This window comes from Priestia taiwanensis, assembly GCF_014638355.1.
Classification (GTDB): Bacteria; Bacillota; Bacilli; order Bacillales; family Bacillaceae_G; genus Priestia_D; species Priestia_D taiwanensis.
On sequence record NZ_BMFK01000002.1, the window covers coordinates 49,057 to 64,711 of the forward strand.

The window sequence follows — 15,655 nt, forward strand, 5'->3', positions numbered from 1 at the left end:
CATTGTCATGTACAATAAGAGTTGCTTATTAATGGAAAGGAAGTGAACGAATGTCTATATTCACTCAGTTCATCAGAAGTTTTTATTCAACTAAAGACATTGCAAGTTATCGTTTTCAGAAGATCGGAAAGACGATTCTATATGTATTCTTCTTAGCACTACTTGCAGCTCTTCCGATGATCTATCACCTTTATTCTATCTCGAATAAAGAATTACAATTCGTAAAAACAGTCGCGGCGGAAGAATTACCAGACTTCGAAATCAAAAATGGTGTACTAGAAACGGCTAATCCTACACAAATCGTAAAAGAACGTCCCGACTTTACATTTATTTTTGACCCAAACGTAACAGAAATACCTTCTACATATAAAAATAATCCTGTTACAATTGCGGTGCTAAAAGATAAATTTATTGCAAATATACCAGGACAAGAACAAACAGTTATGTATGATACTCTTGGTGATTCTCCTATGACAAAGCAACATGTTATGGATTTATTCCAGACATTAGAGGACATTGCTCCTATCTTATTCGGAATCGTCGCAGTAATTATGTACTTGTATACTTGCTTCACTCAATTTTTCTATACAACAATTTTTGCGGCACTTGCGCTTCTCCTAAGACGCCAAACACCACAAAAATTAACGTACAAACACTTATGGACAATGACAGCATATGCAATGACAATTCCTACAGTATTCTTCATTATAATGGATGCGTTAATGATTACCATCCCATTCTCTCATTTCTTACTGTACAGTTTTGTAACGATGCTTATTCTGTTCCTATCCCTTCGTGAAATACCAACACCTAAGAAATAATTACAACGAGAGGGAATTTTCCTCTCGTTCTTTTTTTGAAAAAATAAGCATATTTTCTTTGGACAGGCATATATACTCTACAAAGGAGTGAACGTCTATGGTCAAAAAACTAGTCTTTCTTATTTCTATTCTCATGCTTGGATATATTATTTTTTATGACATAAAAGTAGGAACATTGTCTCTTACAACACCTTCATCTCATGTTTCTCCTGAAGAAAAAAGCGTTCAAACATCTACTACTACAAAGAAACAAACACAACCAACAATTCCTTATCGCGAAATCGAAGTCAAAAGTGGAGATACCCTTCTAACCATTCTCGAACAACTACATAACAATCGAAAACTTCCTCCTATTAAGCAAATTACGGACGACTTTAAAACGCTAAATACTTCTATTTCACCAACAAAACTAACGATTGGCAAAACATATAAATTTCCAATTTATGAATAATGATAGAACATGTACGTACGATAAGAAAAGATTATTCTTGTCAGATAATAAGAAGCGCTGATACAATGGGGGATGAATATTCTTTTATAATAGGAAAAGAGTAAGAAGGAACAAACATATTATAACCTTCTATTACCATATACTTATTCTTTTTTGAAGGAGCGAACGATTCGTGAATGAAATTACACATCGTACCAATACACGACCTGTCAAAGTAGGTCCATTAACAATTGGTGGCAATAATGAAGTTGTTATTCAAAGTATGACAACGACAAAAACACATGACGTAGAAGCAACAGTAGCGGAAATTAAGCGATTAGAAGAAGCTGGATGCCAAGTTGTTCGTGTTGCCGTGCCAGATGAGCGCGCAGCTAACGCAATTGCAGATATTAAGAAACAAATTAATATTCCTTTAGTAGCCGATATTCATTTCGATTACAAATTAGCATTAAAAGCAATTGAAGGCGGAATTGATAAAATCCGTATTAACCCAGGTAATATTGGTCGTCGTGAAAAAGTTGAAGCAGTAGTAAAAGCGGCAAAAGAAAAAGGAATCCCAATCCGTATCGGGGTAAACGCTGGTTCATTAGAACGAAAAATCCTTGAGAAATACGGGTATCCAACAGCAGATGGAATGGTTGAAAGCGCCCTTCACCATATTGCAATTTTAGAAGAGCTTGACTTCCATGACATCATCGTATCGATGAAAGCATCGGATGTTAACTTAGCGATTGAAGCATATGAGAAGGCATCTAAAGCATTCAGTTACCCACTTCATTTAGGTATTACAGAGTCAGGTACATTATTTGCTGGAACGGTAAAGAGTGCTGCTGGGCTTGGTGCTATTCTTTCTATGGGTATCGGTAACACATTACGTGTATCATTAAGTGCCGATCCAGTAGAAGAAGTGAAAGTAGCACGTGAGTTATTAAAGTCATTCGGATTAGCCGCAAACGCAGCGACATTAATTTCTTGTCCAACATGCGGACGTATCGAAATTGACTTAATTTCGATTGCAAATGAAGTAGAAGAATACATTCAAAAGATTAAAGCACCTATTAAAGTTGCTGTACTAGGATGTGCAGTAAACGGACCTGGTGAAGCTCGTGAAGCAGATATCGGTATTGCTGGTGCTCGCGGGGAAGGTCTTCTATTCCGCAAAGGTGAGATTGTTCGTAAAGTACCGGAAGCAACAATGGTAGAAGAATTAAAGAAAGAAATCGATAAGATTTACGAAGAATATTTAGAAAAAGCAGAAGCAGAAAAAGCTGCTGCTGAAGCTACAAAATAAACGTAAAAAGGAGCGTCCTCATCTTGAATGAGAACGCTCCTTTTTCATTTACGTTATAAACATTGCCAACACAAATGTCCATATACAAACAAAGGCTAGCAATGCAAAGCTGTATTTAATCGTCATTTTCGTTACATCTGCTTCTTTCCCTGTTACGCCAACTGCTGCTGTTGCAATGACAATTGACTGTGGTGAAACTAGTTTCGCCATCACGCCACCCGCCGTATTCGCTGCCACTAGCAAAGATGGATTTGTCCCAATAATCTTTGCTGCAGTTACTTGTATTGGTGCAAACAACGTATTGTTGTTCACAACAGACCCTGTCATAAATACACCAATCCACCCTAATATCGGAGACAAAATCGGAAATGCGCCGCCTGTTGTAGCCACGGCCTCTCCTAATGCAGCTGTTAAACCTCCGTACGTCATTAGCTTTGCGATACCAATAATTGCACAAATCATAACAATTGGAATCCAAAACTCCCTAATCGTTCTTTTGAGTAATCCGAAACCACCTCGCATATTCATCGCTTCAGTCGTACCAATTGTAATCAATGCAGCAACCAATATTGCCGTTCCCGTTGCCCCTACTATGTCAATAGTCACACGAATAGAAGACCCAGGTATCATGAATTTTATGACGGAAGCCGCAAGTAAACCACCGCTCGCGAACAATCCTTTAAACATCGGCAAACTCCATATTAAAATGAAAATTGTCAACAAGTAAAAAGGCATCCACGCTTTAATAATCTCACCGAATGAATATTTCTTCACCTCTTCTTCACCAGCATGTAACCTAAATACATGCTTTGGCTGCCATTTACGTAAAAATAATGCTAGCCCTCCCATCGCTACTAAAGCAGGTATAATATCCGCTAGCTCTGGCCCTAAGAAAATTGTAATAATGGCTTGAAGGATGGTATATGTGACCGATGTCACCATAATAGCTGGAAACACTTCTTTAACCCCTTTTAAGCCGTCAATTAGCCATACGATCAAAAAAGGAATAGTAAAATTAATAATCGGAAGCGTATAAGCAGTCATTATCGATACACTCTGCGCCGTTACATTTTCCCCTAATCCAAATGTATCAATAATACCAACAGGAATACCAATTGCTCCGAATGCCCCAGAAGCCGCATTCGCAATAAGGCAAAGCATCGCTGCTCGTAACGGTTCAAATCCTAATGATACTAAAAGAACCGAACAAATCGCAATTGGAACTCCAAATCCTGCTGCCCCTTCAAGAAATGCGTTGAAACAAAACCCTATTAATAACAATTGAATGCGCTGATCTTGTGAAATACCGGCAATACTCCCTCTTAGCACATCAAATTTTCCAGACTCAACCGTAATCTTATATAACCAAACAGCCATCACAATGATATATCCGATTGGCCATAACCCTTGAATAATCCCTTGGATAATACTAGCTATACACTCACCGATAGGAAGCTTAAAAATAAAAAGGACAATCACAAATGTAATCCCTAAATTAACTAGCGCTGCATAAATCCCTTTCATTTTGAAGACAGTCAAACATAACAAAAACAATAAAATCGGGATTGATGCTACAAGCGCTGACAAAAATAAGTGTTGGAAGGGATCATATGTAGATACAAGCATGATAACAGCTCCTTTACATAGTTATTTTTTAGGCTGTTGTATCATGTCTATTGTTTTCTACTATTTAACCTATTATCCAACTACATTTATCCTCTTACCACACTTCCTTTTCTAAAGCTTTTCGTTTCGTCCATAATTTCCATAGGGCTCTTACCCCTACTATATGAGCAAACACCATTAATATACGAAACCAAGGAATCGCATCAAAAGTAGATGAAAATGCACTTATTGAACTTATACACACTGAGCCATAAGCCATTGCAACTAATTTAAATTGCTTCGTTACTTGACCTATTTTTGATTCTACATCTGTATATAGTTCGGGTACGTCAGCTTCGTTTGCTGAAATGCGGAAATAATATACATCTCCTTGTTTCGTTACATATTCCCAACCACTCTCTTCATACAACTTAATGTACTCTTCACGCTCTTGCTTTTTTAATCCAGGTTGCAAATCCCGTTTATAAATTACCTTTTCCGGTTGGCCATATTCAAATTGGAAACGCACAAATATCTTTTTCAACATCCAACCTTGTTGATGCATCTCACTTAACCAGCTCTCTTCTTCTTCGCTTTTCCAATGTGGAGATAACCTAAACACCTTTTTCATATCTCATCCCCCTTACAACGCTTCTTTTTTCCCTTTTCGAATTTCATAAGCTAACCGAGCAAAGTAACTAATATAGAACAAATTAAATAACACCACGAATCCTTTCATCACGAACGAATCACCAAATACCGTACCAAACAAGATTGTCAACGAGCTAAGAAAAATAACAATGTAAGAACGGAACAGCATCTTCCACATATACGTCATTTTCTCTATCTTCGTTTCATTTTCAGAATAAATTACTGGTTCTTCAGCATTTGCCTCACAGCGGAAATAATACTTGTCACCAAACATCGTCACATATTCCCAACCACACGCTTCGTAAAGTGAGATGTATTCCCCTATGTTCGCACTATCTTCCTTGTGATCGATTTTGTACATCATATTCCGTGATGTTGTTTGCTTAAATGTATAACAAACCATGTTATAGTCATAGAGCTCTAAGCCTTGCGCTAGCATCCTCGTAAGCAACTTCTCTTCTTTCTCTGTCTCCCATATAAAAAAGTGTTTGAATACACGCTTTTCTCCCATTCGCTCATCCCCTTATACTACTCGCATGCTCCACCGCTCTTTCTAATCGCCTCACCTCAAGAAGCAACACGTCTTTACCTAATGGTGTTAACATATAGCACTTTTTGCGGTCACTTCCTGATGCCACCTCTGTAATTAACTTTTCATTCATTAGCTTCGTAATTGTTCCGTATAACGTCCCAGGTCCAATTTTCACTTCCCCATTCGTAAGTTCTGTCACGTGTTGCATAATACCGTAGCCATGAAGGGGTGTAACAAGTGATAACAAAATATAGTACGTCCCTTCTGTTAACGGAATGTATTTCTTCGCTTTTGGATCCACAAATACTCCTCCATCTATATCAACATCCGCTATATCGACCACCGATATAGTATATGCTCAGTATAAGGGAAAAAGAGACAAAAATAAAGAAAATATATCCAATTCATCACTTATTCTCCTCTATTCCTGAACCTTAATATGTATAAAATGTTCATTTTTATATCAGCATCAGATACAAAAAGAAGAACACCTATAGTAGATGTTCTTCCTACAAAAACTTATTTATTTTCTTTTAGCTTATTTAACGCTTTTTCCGGCACTTCATTTCCCTTCACTTCTTCCCATGAAGTTACACCTTTATCATCTGAGTAGTATACACGTAAATATGCATCTTTACGAAGGTTCTTCGTTGCCGTGAACTCCATCTCTTTATCATTTGCTTTTTCATCGAAACCAGTTAATTTATAGTTGTAACTCTTGAAGTCTTGACCACCATCAGCTTTCTCAACCTTAAATTCACCATCTCCTGTTATTTGCACGTAATATTCATCTTTGAACATTCTATTAAGGCTGCTACATCCCATTAATGCTGTTGTCAAAATAACTAACACACTTAAAATTCCAATTGTACGTTTCATATTTTTTCTCCTTTATTGTTTCTCTTGTTTCGTTACTTGTATCTTAACAAAACATCGAAAACAGAGTAATCTCTTTTCCTTACACAATCCTTACATCTTTGTAATAATAAGCGCAAAAAAAGATTACCTATCACATGCTAGGCAATCTTTTCTACTCTATTCTTATAAAACAACACACTCTGGACACTTCCCGTATACTTCGAACTTATGACCCGTCACTTCAAACCCTTGAAAATTATCACTTATATCATGCATCGGACACGTTTCAATCGTTTTCGTCTTTCCACATTCTAGACAAATAAAATGATGATGATGAGAAGTCGTTTTGCATTTACTACGGAAATGCTTTTCTCCTTCTAATTCTGTTTGTTCAAGGATACCAAGGTCCGCAAACAGCGATAAATTTCGATAAATCGTGTCAAAACTCAACCCTGGATAATCAGCTTTCATATATTCGAGCACATCTCGTGCAGATAAGTATTTATTATTCGCTGAAAAAACGAGAATCATATCTTGGCGCTTATCCGTATATTTATATCCATGCTCCTTCAACACTTGCATCGCATCTTCTACATGCATCATAATCCCCTCACTTTATTATGAAGTTCTCCACTTTTTAAATAAGATTGCACCCATTAGAATAACTATCGAAATCATAACAATTGCACCACCTGGCGCAATATCTAATACATACCCTGAGAAAATCCCACCAATTACAGCAATTTCACCGAAGATAATCGATAAATAAATTGTTTGCTTAAATCCATTCGCAATACGAATACTAGCCGCAACCGGTAACGTCATTAACGACGATACTAATAAAATACCGACAACTCTCATCGATGCTGCAATAACAAGCGCTACCATTACAATGAATACAAAGTGAATCGTCTTTGCTTTTAATCCTGTAGCCTTCGCGTATTCTTCATCAAACGATAACAGGAATAATTCTTTGTATAGAAACACAATTGTTAGGACAACTGCGACTGCAATACCGAAAATTAACCATAAATCTTCTCTTGTTACTGCACTTACACTACCAAATAAATAACTAAACAAATCTGCATTGAATCCATCTGCTAACGAGATGAAAATAACACTTAATCCAATACCACCAGATAAAATAATAGGAATTGCTAATTCTTGATAGTGTTTATATACACTACGTAATCGCTCAATAAATAGTGCCCCGATTACTGAAAAGCTCATACCCGCGTATAACGGATTAGTGCCTATTGCATACTTCTTATCAATAAATAAACTAAACGCAATACCAGCTAAAGCAACGTGACTTAAGGCATCTGCGATTAATGATAGACGTCGAATAACGACGAATACACCTAGTAGCGGTGCGATAAATCCAATAATAATCCCTGTATATAATGCATTTTGTAAAAATTCAAATCGAAAGAAATCCATTAACATGTTAGTTTACTCCCCCATGCGCGTGATCGTGGCTATGACAATGATCGTGATTATGATCATGTGTCACAATATGCACATGATGTCCATAAATTTGCGAAAGCTCATCTTCATTTAATCCTTCAAACTCTTGCTTGTCCCCGTGGAAATGCAAACACTTATTTAAACAAGCAATATGAGTTACTTGATTCGAAACAGCTCCCATATCATGTGTTACTAATAATAATGTAATGCCTAAGTGCTTATTTAAATGCTCCAGCATATTATAAAAATTTTGTACGTTACTCACATCTACTCCTACTGTAGGTTCATCAAGCACAAGCAGCTCAGGATCACTTACTAACGCTCTAGCAATAAATACACGCTGTTGCTGTCCACCTGATAGTTCTCCAATATTTCGATAGGTGAATTCACTCATTCCCACTGCTTCAATTGCCTCTAACACTTTTTTCTTATGAGATTTGTTAAAAAACGTAAATAATCCCATCTTCGAAACAAGCCCTAACGATACTACTTCATATACAGTAGCTGGGAAACCAGAGTTAAAGCTATTTGCCTTTTGTGAAACATAACCAATCTTATTCCACTCTTTAAATACTTTTCCATCCGTACCAAATAACGAAATGCTTCCTTCTTTCGGTGTCAAAATCCCTAGAATACATTTTAATAACGTTGATTTCCCCGACCCATTCGGACCAACAAGTGCCAAAAACGACCCCTTTGGTACACCTAATGAAACATGCTCCAATACATTTTGTTTTTCATACCGATAACTTACATTTTTTATTTCAATTATATTATCCATCCGTTTTTCACCTTCATATCAGAATGATTACGATTTATTCTCCATTAAGAAAGATAGTATCTCTACTATCTAATCGATTCTCTATCAATAAAATAATAGTATATCTTACTCATTACGATTTGTAAAGGTTGTACTTCACAAATAAAAAGGCTATATTCAACCCTTTTTCTCTACTCTTTCATTGAACGTGCTATATCTAACATCTGCTCTTTCGTTAAGAAATCACTATACATTTCGATATACGTACCATCTTGTATCCAATCTAGTACACCACCGGTGATAAATCTTCCATTTTTGTCAAACTCCCCACTGTTTATCCATTCCGAAAAGTAGCCTTCATTCCCGTTAATCGTTATTCTTTTTGCACTAGGGCTTTGATAATCGTGTATGACCGAAGATGCATCTTGTTGGCTAATGACTAAAATAGATATTTCATCATTCTTCTCAAAGTACTGCAAGCGAAAATCATTAACATTCTCCTTTGGTATGTCTGGAGATGTTTTAATGACTAGCTCCCACTCTTTCGGAAGGTTCTTCGGTTTAAAGACTGAAAAAGCTACTCGTTTTTCTACTTCTTCAATCGTTATACTGTCCTTATGATAGGTAATAGCTTGAGCGGGAATAGCGAGCAAGCACCAACAAAACAAAAGCATCAACAAACGCATTATTATGCCCTCCATTCTACTAATACTATGTATTATTCCCTATAAAAAAAGAGAATAACCATAGCATGGCTATTCTCTCTCTTATTAGTGAATGGCACTCTTGAACTTTCCACCTTTTGTTTCTTGGGTGTTCATAATTGTTAAGAATGCATTTGGATCAATTTCATATACGATATTCTTCAACTTCGTTACCTCAAGACGTGTAACGACTGTATAAATTACTTCTTTCTCTTCGTCTGTGTAGCCGCCTTTTCCTTTTAGCTTTGTTGTCCCACGACCAAGGCGGTGTAACAGAGCATCTGATACTTCCTCATAATAATCAGATACGATAATAACAGCTTTCGTTTCATCTAACCCTTGAATTACTAAATCGATCGTCTTGAATGCAATGTAGTATGTCATAACAGAGTACATTGCTTGCTCTACGCCAAGTACGAATCCTGCCCAAATAAAAATAAAGACGTTGATGAACATAACAAATTCACCGACAGAGAATGGAAGTTTTCTCGTAAGCATAATACCTAAAATTTCTGTACCATCTAATGCTCCACCATTACGAACGACTAATCCAACACCTGTACCTAATAGAAGTCCTCCAAAGACTGTCGCTAAAATCGGCTCTTCTACAAATGGCTCAATCCCATGCAACGATTGCTCAATAACTGCTAAACACACAATCCCGAAAATAGATGAAAGCATAAATGTTTTCCCGATATGCTTATATCCAGCATACATGAACGGAAGATTCAGTATCACTACAAGTGTACCGAAATTCAGCCATGGTATATTATCTGTTAAATAATCAATGATAAGCGAAACACCAATAATCCCACCATCAATGATTTTATTTGGTACAAGAATTAATTCAATTGCCGCAGCAGCACATCCAGCGCCAATGATAATTGCAATAAGACGCAAAATAAGATGAGATGCAGCTTCTTTTTTATGTTGCTTTGCTACCATAAAACTCCCCCTAGTGTAAGTATTTTTTCTTTATTATACACTACATTTTCTTGTTTTTTGTTCTACGTGCCCATTCTTTTCATAATCATGAGAATGGGAGGCGATAACGTGAATTTAATGAAAATAATTGTAAACAAAAAAATCAATAATATCTCTGTGGACGAATTATTAAAACTTTGCCACGAACATCAGATAACTGTGACTTATCAGCAAGCTCAACAAGCTGTCCAAGTCATTAAACAAAAGAAAGTAGACATATATGATGATCATGACCGACTAGAACTCATTAACAAAATTGCTTACATTACAAATCCAACGACAGCCGAACAAGTAAATGGATTACTACTCAAACTGATTAAAAAATAAGCTTGGTGTTTCCCCCAAGCTTATTTCTTGTATTATTCGCAGCTCTTGCCGTTTATATAATAGGCAGCTTCTGCAAATGTGCGGAAAGCAACCTCCACTTCTTCTAATCCTGTTGCTAAGGTATGCTTCGTTACAGCCTTCGCAAATTCATCTCGTACAACCTGGCCTCTTTCAAACCAAGCTACTTCAATGAATGGATAAGATGGGACAACCTCTCCACCGAAGACAGATGTTGTATGCAACACTTCTAACATGAAATTATCTGTCCCACATTCACAAATTTGCGCTAACTCTTCTACTAAAGGTGTACTCATTTGTTTAACTTGTTCTACTTCCATCCCACGGATAAAAAGATGTGGCATTCTCATTCCCCTTTCTTTCTCAGCAATATTATTTCATTAATTTCGCTTGTAGTTCTGGATCAAATGTTTGATTGCGAAGCATTTCAATTTCTAACTTGTACGGTGCTTTCTTGTTGTTCTTGTCTTCTCCAACATATGGTGTTTCTAAAATTTTTGAAACATCCATTAACTGTGGATGATGAACGATGTAATTCAATGCATCGAAGCCAATATGACCGAATCCTAAGTTCTCATGACGGTCTTTCTTCGCTCCGCGGACATTTTTGCTATCGTTAATGTGTAATACTTTCAAGCGATCGATACCAATTAATTTATCAAAGTCATTTAACACACCATCGAAGTCATTCACAATATCATAACCAGCATCGTGTGTATGACACGTATCAAAACATACAGATAACTTATCATTATGTGTTACACCGTCAATAATCATCGCTAACTCTTCAAAGCTACGGCCACATTCTGTTCCTTTACCGGCCATTGTTTCTAATGCGATTTGTACTTTATCATCTGCTGTTAACACTTCGTTTAACCCTTCGATAATCTTCTTAATACCAGCTTCTGCCCCTGCTCCAACGTGTGCTCCTGGGTGAAGAACAATTTGGCGTGCACTAAGCGCCTCTGTACGGTCCATTTCCATACGTAAGAACTCTACACCTAATTCAAATGTTTCAGGCTTCACTGTATTTGCAATGTTAATAATATAAGGGGCATGGACAATGATATCTCGCATTCCATGTTCCTCCATATGAAGTAAACCTTTTGCGATATTTAACTCTTCAAGTGGTTTACGTCGTGTATTTTGTGGCGCCCCTGTATAAATCATAAATGTATTTGCACCGTATGATGCAGCCTCTTCACTAGCTGCTAAAAGCATTTTCTTTCCGCTCATCGAAACGTGCGAACCAATTTTTAACATATTAACACCTCTTCGTCTACTTTTTTGTGTACTATACAACAAAAAAGAGCTAGCAAGTAGCTCCTTCTTCTCTCGTACATGAAAATAAATATTAATGCTTATTTATTGTTTTTGTTGTTTGATTTACGACGTTCTTTCTCTTTAAACTTATCTACTTTCGCCTTCATTTTACGCTTATAACCAGGCTTTACTTTCGATGGCTTCTGAATAAGTCTCTTCGCTACCTTATCGACTTCATTTTCTTTGCGTTGACGTTTTTGACGTTTACGACGTGGACCAAGGTCTTCCCACTCACCGTTACGTAATTCTTTATGAGTGAACTCAATGCCGCGTTTTTCTAACTTCTCTAACGCTTCTTCATCTTCAACTGTATATAACGTTACCGCAACCCCTGAATTACCTGCACGGGCTGTACGACCAACACGGTGTACGTAGAAGTCTAAATCATCAGGAATTTCGTAGTTTACAACGTGACTAACGCCTTCAATATCAATACCACGTGCCGCTAAGTCTGTTGCAACGATATATTGGTAGTCTAAGTTTTGAATTTGCTTCATCATTTTCTTACGCTCACGTGGTGATAAGTCACCGTGTAAACGACCAACGGATAAGCCCTTCTTGATTAGTCCATCTGCCACTTCATCTGCAGCTTTCTTCGTATTCGTAAATACGATAGCTAAATAAGGATTTAAAGCTTCTAATACCTCTTTCGTAACTTCTACTTTATTACGATGTTTAGAAGGTACTAAACGGTGCTCTAAATTCACTGCCGCTAATTGCTTTGGATTAACATGAATGTGAGCTGGGTTCTCCATGTATTTCTTTAAGAATGGTTGTAACTTTTGTGGAATTGTTGCTGAGAATACAAGCATTTGTATATTCTTTGGCATCTTTGATGCGATTTGATCCACATCTTGTAGGAATCCCATATCAAGCATTAAATCAGCTTCATCTAAGATTAACTTCGTTGCTCTATTCACTAATAAAGCATCTGCTTTCATTAAATCGAAAATACGTCCAGGTGTACCAACTATTAAATGTGGCTGTTTCTTTAACTTATCAATTGCACGTTGCTTATCCGTTCCACCTACGAAACAACGAGCTGTAATTATTTCATTTTCTGGACAGAATTGAATAACCTTTAATGCCTCGTTGTAAATTTGGTTCGCTAATTCACGAGTTGGTGCTGTAATAACGACTTGTACTTCGTCTTTCGTCGGATCAATCGCCTGTAACATTGGCAATAAGTAAGCATGTGTCTTACCAGACCCTGTTTGTGATTGACCGATTACACTTTCCCCACGTTTTGCGACCGGGAAAATCTTCTCTTGTATTTCTGTTGGTTGTTTAAATCCAATTTCTTCGATTGCTTTCACAATAAATGGCGCAAATTGGAATTGTTTAAAGTTTGTAGCGCTCATATGTCCACCTTCTTATCTATGTATTCCTTTAACAGGTATATTACATTATTCAAACGAGTATCTATTATACCGAAATTTTAGGCAAAAATCCATGCTAACCTTCTTTACTAGTGTTGCATATTCTAGATTAACAATACATTTTTCCGAAAAAAGGAGGTGTTCGTATGCTATTTCAAAAGCATCCTACACCAAATCATCATCCATTTTCTTCCCCACAATCATCAATGATGGGACAACGACCACCTGCTCCCTCTCCACACTATCAACAGCCTCCATTCCAACAACTACATCCCATGAACCAACAACCATTTCCAACACCAGATATGATGAGAATGCATCAATCAAGGGGAATGAATCAATCGTCAATGGGAACACACCAACAAGGAATGCAACAAAAAAAAGGCATTGGAAATCTATTCTCAAATTTATTTTCACGAGCACGCGGTCCGAACTTTAGTAAAACAGCTCCACACACACAAACTAGGGTTGCAGGTGCCGCCAGTGCTGCTGCTAGTACCACTCAGACTGGTGTAAGTGGAATGTTCTCGAAAATGTTTTCTAACATCAATGGAAGCGCAATTTCAACCACTCTTGGCAACGTCCAAAAAGTAACACAAATGGCCGGAAACGTTATTCCGACTGTTCAACAATTTGGACCAATGGTAAAAAATCTCCCTTCACTACTTAAAATTTTCAAAGAAGTAAATACGGACGATACTACATCAACAGAGACACCATCTTCTCCTCCTACAACAGAAACCGTCTCCGCCATTAAACAAAACAAGAAAGAAGCTGTTCCTAGCAATACTGAACAGAAAAAAAATTCCGCACCGAAAATGTACATTTAAAATACTTTGTAAACAAGGAGCCCCTCCATTATAATAAGATAGAAAATAGTAAGTAGTGAGCTACTCCTACTTTTTATAGAGGAGGTAACATACATGAAAGTATTAAAAATCGCACCACGCGGATATTGTTACGGAGTTGTCGATGCAATGGTTATTGCACGTAATGCCGCATTAGACCCAACATTACCAAGGCCTATTTATATTCTGGGAATGATTGTTCACAACAAACACGTGACAGATGCATTTGAAGAAGATGGCGTCATTACATTAGATGGTCCAAATCGTCTCGAAATATTAGAACAAATTACAGAAGGAACTGTTATCTTTACTGCTCACGGTGTTTCACCAGAAGTAAAAAAACGTGCCATTCAAAAAGGGTTAACAACACTCGACGCTACGTGTCCTGATGTTTCAAAAACACACGACTTAATTCGTATGAAAAAAGCAGAAGGTTACCATGTTGTCTACATCGGTAAAAAAGGACATCCTGAGCCGGAAGGCGCAATTGGTATTGCACCCGAAATTGTTCACTTAATTGAAAAGCCAGAAGATGTTGCAACACTTTCCATCCCAGTAGCAAAAATTATTGTTACAAACCAAACAACGATGAGCCAATGGGATGTACAAGAGATTATGAAAAACGTATTGGAGAAATATCCTTCAGCAGAGGTACACAAAGAGATTTGTTTAGCTACGCAAGTTCGTCAAGAAGCAGTAGCGGAGCAAGCGCCTGAAGCTGATTTAACAATCGTTGTGGGTGATCCTAAAAGTAATAACTCCAATCGTCTTGCACAAGTATCAGAAGAAATTGCAAGTACAACTGCATACCGCGTAGCAGACGTATCAGAAATTCAATTAGAGTGGCTAAAAGGTGTGAACACAGTAGCTGTTACAGCAGGTGCTTCTACACCAACACCAATTACAAGAGAAGTAATTACATTCTTAGAGCAATACGACGAGAATGATGAATCAACATGGGTACGCGAACGTAATGTCCCACTTCACAAGATTTTACCGAAAGTAAAACGAGTGACAGGAAAATAACATACAAAAACAGCACCTCATGCAGGGTGCTGTTTTTCATATGATTCCGTTCCTCGATTAATCCAAATTAAGCCTATTACCACAATAATCGTTAAGCCTAGCAATCCTAATCCAATTGCCCATCCCGGTATGGAAGAAATGGTTTGATAATGATGCAACATATGCCGAAGTACCGTTAAGGCGATACAAACAAGAAAAGCAACGTATACAACAATGAACCTCATGAAAATCATTGCCTTTACGTAAAACAACTCTCTTTTCTCCCTCAGCTCACTAAGTTTCTTAACCTCTACTCTCCTCGAATTCCAATGACTCCATACAATGAATAGATATAAAAGGACAATACCTCCTAAAACGTAATACAAATGTAAATCCATCACACTACCAAAAGCATCCGCTTCTCCCACAAATATAAAATGAGTAGGGATATGTACGGTAGCATAATGAGAATGAATGAAATGAACAAATACGCCTTGTCCTATCATAAAAAGAATAAACAATACATCGAGGCTAACTTTTATTTTCTTTAATGTATTCCTCCATCTACATTCTATTAAATTCCCCCTGTTCATTAAGCCCTTAACTAAATGGGGCCGTTGACCTATTCACT

Annotated in this window: 20 protein-coding genes; 6 read left to right on the plus strand and 14 right to left on the minus strand. The window is 37.2% G+C overall.

Annotated features, from left to right (window positions below; translation table 11 throughout):
• Positions 1–50: 50 nt before the first annotated feature.
• The 3 genes from IEV41_RS12400 to ispG all read left to right on the plus strand — a co-directional run bounded on the left by IEV41_RS12400 (position 51) and on the right by ispG (position 2,563).
• Positions 51–821 carry a DUF1189 domain-containing protein gene (locus tag IEV41_RS12400; RefSeq protein WP_188388829.1) on the plus strand — a complete coding sequence of 257 codons (771 nt, stop codon included), beginning with the start codon at positions 51–53 and terminating at the stop codon, positions 819–821.
• A gap of 97 nt (positions 822–918) precedes the next feature.
• Positions 919–1,272, plus strand: coding sequence for a protein YqfZ (gene yqfZ / locus IEV41_RS12405; protein ID WP_188388830.1), 354 nt, complete (start codon positions 919–921; stop codon positions 1,270–1,272).
• A 172-nt stretch (positions 1,273–1,444) separates the two neighbouring features.
• Positions 1,445–2,563 carry a flavodoxin-dependent (E)-4-hydroxy-3-methylbut-2-enyl-diphosphate synthase gene (gene ispG / locus IEV41_RS12410; protein ID WP_373284216.1) on the plus strand — a complete coding sequence of 373 codons (1,119 nt, stop codon included), beginning with the start codon at positions 1,445–1,447 and terminating at the stop codon, positions 2,561–2,563.
• Positions 2,564–2,611: 48 nt separating this feature from the next.
• On the opposite strand, the gene IEV41_RS12415 is transcribed toward ispG, so the two are convergent.
• From IEV41_RS12415 to IEV41_RS12460, 10 genes are all read right to left on the minus strand, one after another.
• Complete coding sequence (locus IEV41_RS12415) at positions 2,612–4,189, minus strand: L-lactate permease (RefSeq protein ID WP_188388831.1); 1,578 nt, start codon at positions 4,187–4,189, stop codon at positions 2,612–2,614.
• A 94-nt stretch (positions 4,190–4,283) separates the two neighbouring features.
• On the minus strand, positions 4,284–4,799 hold the full coding sequence (locus IEV41_RS12420) for a DUF2812 domain-containing protein (protein ID WP_188388832.1): 516 nt from the start codon (positions 4,797–4,799) through the stop codon (positions 4,284–4,286).
• Positions 4,800–4,811: 12 nt separating this feature from the next.
• Positions 4,812–5,330, minus strand: a complete 519-nt coding sequence (locus tag IEV41_RS12425; protein ID WP_188388833.1) for a DUF2812 domain-containing protein — start codon at positions 5,328–5,330, stop codon at positions 4,812–4,814.
• Positions 5,331–5,334: 4 nt separating this feature from the next.
• Positions 5,335–5,652 (minus strand): PadR family transcriptional regulator, encoded by a 318-nt coding sequence (locus IEV41_RS12430; RefSeq protein ID WP_188388834.1) that lies wholly within the window; start codon positions 5,650–5,652, stop codon positions 5,335–5,337.
• Between the two features lie 218 nt (positions 5,653–5,870).
• Positions 5,871–6,230 (minus strand): YxeA family protein, encoded by a 360-nt coding sequence (locus IEV41_RS12435; RefSeq protein ID WP_188388835.1) that lies wholly within the window; start codon positions 6,228–6,230, stop codon positions 5,871–5,873.
• Between the two features lie 162 nt (positions 6,231–6,392).
• Positions 6,393–6,809 carry a Fur family transcriptional regulator gene (locus IEV41_RS12440; RefSeq protein ID WP_188389263.1) on the minus strand — a complete coding sequence of 139 codons (417 nt, stop codon included), beginning with the start codon at positions 6,807–6,809 and terminating at the stop codon, positions 6,393–6,395.
• 18 nt (positions 6,810–6,827) lie between these two features.
• The gene (locus IEV41_RS12445; RefSeq protein WP_188388836.1) at positions 6,828–7,655 is read right to left on the minus strand and encodes a metal ABC transporter permease; all 828 of its coding nucleotides are present in this window, start codon (positions 7,653–7,655) and stop codon (positions 6,828–6,830) included.
• Between the two features lies 1 nt (position 7,656).
• Positions 7,657–8,457: a metal ABC transporter ATP-binding protein gene (locus tag IEV41_RS12450; protein ID WP_188388837.1), complete on the minus strand. Its 801-nt coding sequence runs from the start codon at positions 8,455–8,457 to the stop codon at positions 7,657–7,659.
• A 170-nt stretch (positions 8,458–8,627) separates the two neighbouring features.
• Complete coding sequence (locus tag IEV41_RS12455) at positions 8,628–9,122, minus strand: DUF4367 domain-containing protein (RefSeq protein ID WP_188388838.1); 495 nt, start codon at positions 9,120–9,122, stop codon at positions 8,628–8,630.
• An 84-nt stretch (positions 9,123–9,206) separates the two neighbouring features.
• Entirely contained in the window at positions 9,207–10,085 is an 879-nt protein-coding gene (locus IEV41_RS12460) for a YitT family protein (RefSeq protein WP_188388839.1), read from the minus strand.
• A gap of 117 nt (positions 10,086–10,202) precedes the next feature.
• Between IEV41_RS12460 and IEV41_RS12465 the strand changes: the two genes are divergently transcribed.
• A complete protein-coding gene (locus IEV41_RS12465; RefSeq protein WP_229722257.1) occupies positions 10,203–10,451 on the plus strand; it encodes a DUF2624 family protein in 249 nt (82 codons plus the stop codon).
• 32 nt (positions 10,452–10,483) lie between these two features.
• Here IEV41_RS12465 and IEV41_RS12470 read toward each other — a convergent pair whose 3' ends face one another.
• From IEV41_RS12470 to IEV41_RS12480, 3 genes are all read right to left on the minus strand, one after another.
• Positions 10,484–10,813 (minus strand): DUF1904 family protein, encoded by a 330-nt coding sequence (locus IEV41_RS12470; protein WP_188388841.1) that lies wholly within the window; start codon positions 10,811–10,813, stop codon positions 10,484–10,486.
• Positions 10,814–10,841: 28 nt separating this feature from the next.
• Entirely contained in the window at positions 10,842–11,732 is an 891-nt protein-coding gene (locus IEV41_RS12475; RefSeq protein WP_188388842.1) for a deoxyribonuclease IV, read from the minus strand.
• A gap of 98 nt (positions 11,733–11,830) precedes the next feature.
• On the minus strand, positions 11,831–13,153 hold the full coding sequence (locus IEV41_RS12480; protein WP_188388843.1) for a DEAD/DEAH box helicase: 1,323 nt from the start codon (positions 13,151–13,153) through the stop codon (positions 11,831–11,833).
• Between the two features lie 164 nt (positions 13,154–13,317).
• On the opposite strand from IEV41_RS12480, the gene vrrA reads away from it, so the two are divergent.
• Together vrrA and IEV41_RS12490 are read left to right on the plus strand one after the other, a co-directional pair.
• On the plus strand, positions 13,318–14,001 hold the full coding sequence (gene vrrA / locus IEV41_RS12485) for a VrrA/YqfQ family protein (protein ID WP_188388844.1): 684 nt from the start codon (positions 13,318–13,320) through the stop codon (positions 13,999–14,001).
• A gap of 93 nt (positions 14,002–14,094) precedes the next feature.
• Positions 14,095–15,045, plus strand: coding sequence for a 4-hydroxy-3-methylbut-2-enyl diphosphate reductase (locus IEV41_RS12490; RefSeq protein WP_188388845.1), 951 nt, complete (start codon positions 14,095–14,097; stop codon positions 15,043–15,045).
• A 17-nt stretch (positions 15,046–15,062) separates the two neighbouring features.
• Here IEV41_RS12490 and IEV41_RS12495 read toward each other — a convergent pair whose 3' ends face one another.
• The gene (locus tag IEV41_RS12495; protein WP_188388846.1) at positions 15,063–15,296 is read right to left on the minus strand and encodes a hypothetical protein; all 234 of its coding nucleotides are present in this window, start codon (positions 15,294–15,296) and stop codon (positions 15,063–15,065) included.
• Positions 15,297–15,655 lie beyond the last annotated feature (359 nt).